Source organism: Nostoc sp., from assembly GCF_035638895.1.
In the GTDB taxonomy this organism is placed as follows: Bacteria; Cyanobacteriota; Cyanobacteriia; order Cyanobacteriales; family Nostocaceae; genus Nostoc.
The window spans coordinates 1-1,996 of record NZ_DASQZC010000304.1; the positions used below are offsets into that span (position 1 = coordinate 1).

General features: G+C 45.2%; 1 protein-coding gene. It reads left to right on the forward strand.

Annotated features, from left to right (window positions below):
- On the forward strand, positions 1 to 1,996 hold a 1,996-nt coding region (locus VE944_RS14760; RefSeq protein ID WP_324978212.1), incomplete at both ends, for an acyltransferase domain-containing protein.

The window sequence follows — 1,996 nt, forward strand, 5'->3', positions numbered from 1 at the left end:
AAAGCGGCTGCGGGTGCGGCGAGTTTGATTAAAACTGCTTTGGCTTTACATCACAAAGTATTACCGCCGACAATTAACATCACCGAGCCGAATCCCAAACTCAGCATTAAAACTTCATCCTTTTATTTGAATACCGAAACCAGACCTTGGATTCGTCCAGAAGGGGAAGCACCAAGACGCGCAGGTGTAAGTTCCTTCGGATTTGGCGGAACCAACTATCACGTTGTTTTGGAAGAATATGAAGCCGAGCAAAACCAAGCTTACCGCTTACACAGTGATGCTAGTGAAGTGCTGTTGTTTGCTCCTACAGTAGACCAATTGTTGAGCAAATCTGAAGACATTTTAGGTAAGTTGCGTTCACGAAGTGACTCCGGAGGAGTATCGCCTGAAGCAAATGCACATTACGCACAATTAGTCAATGAGTGCAAATCACAGCAAATTCCCCTTTCTGCTGCCAGATTTGGGTTTGTAGCTGAGAATCTTGAAGAAGCTTGCAAGTTGCTGCAAACTAGCATTGAATGGTTGAAACACAAAGGAACAGCAGCATCTTGGGAGCATCCCCAAGGGATTTATTACCGTTCCTCTGGTATGGAGTTGGGCGGAAAAGTTGTCTCTCTATTTTCTGGACAAGGTTCGCAATACTTGGAGATGGGACGCGAACTGGTGATGAATTTTCCTTTGATGCGCCGTCTTCATGGTTATATGGATAGCCTGTTGCTCAAAGATAATTTACAGCCGTTGTCAGAAATCGTTTTCCCTCATCCTGTGTTTGGAGAGGCAGAAAAGAATGTTCAAATTGCTGCCTTGCAACGCACAGAATACGCTCAACCAGCCATCGGGGTGTTGAGCGCAGGGATGTACAGCATATTGCAACAAGCTGGATTTAAGTCAGATTTTGTGGCGGGGCATAGCTTTGGTGAACTAACAGCGTTATGGGCTGCGGGGGTTCTGAGTACTGAAGATTACTTGTTCTTAGTGAAAGCTAGGGGTCAAGCAATGGCTGCACCCGAAGACCCAGATCATGATGCGGGAAGTATGTTGGCTGTCAAAGAAGACATCAGCAAAGTGGAAGCAGTGCTGAGACATTTTCCTCAAGTTGCGATCGCTAATCAAAATTCTCCGACTCAATTTGTCTTGGCTGGGCCTACCGCAGAAATAGCGAGAATCAAAGAGGCTTTGCACGAGAAAGGATATACAGCTGTATTGTTACCTGTATCAGCAGCGTTCCATACACCGCTAATCGCCTTTGCTCAGAAATCCTTTGCGATCGCCACCAAGTCTGTCAAATTCCAAAGTCCCAAAATCCCTGTTTACAGCAACGTTACTAGTAAGCAGTATCCTAAAGAAGCCCAAGGTATTCAAAAAATCCTCGAAAGCCACCTTTCAAATTCGGTACTGTTTAAGCAGGAAATTGAAAATATCTATGCGGCGGGTGGTACTTGCTTTGTGGAATTTGGGCCGAGAAGAATTCTCACCAACTTAGTAAAAGATATCCTTGGCGATCGCCCACACATCACCGTATCTTTGAACCCTAGCGTTCAGAAGAATAGCGATCGCTCTTTGCGGGAAGCAGTTGTGCAGTTGCGGGTAATTGGCTTGGCTTTGAATAACCTCGATCCTTACCAACTTCCCCAAACTATTCCCCCAATTGAGACGAAGAAGACATTAAATGTCCGTTTAAACGGCATAAACTACAGATCCGAAAAAACGAAAAATGCCTTTGCTCTAGCTTTGCAGGATGGGCATAAAGTCACATTACCCACTCCCGAATATCCTGATGCGGCTCCCTTATTTAGCAGCCCAGGTGTAACTCCACCTGTAGCAGTGATAGAAACTAACGGACATAAAAAATCCACCCCAGTAATGAACGGTGTGACTGCTAGTATCATCACCCAGCCAGAGCAACAGATGAATCCTGTTACCCTGTCACAACCAGCCCAGGAATCTAAGATGCAACCAACACCAGAAAAACTGACAAATTACGAACAACTTTTAA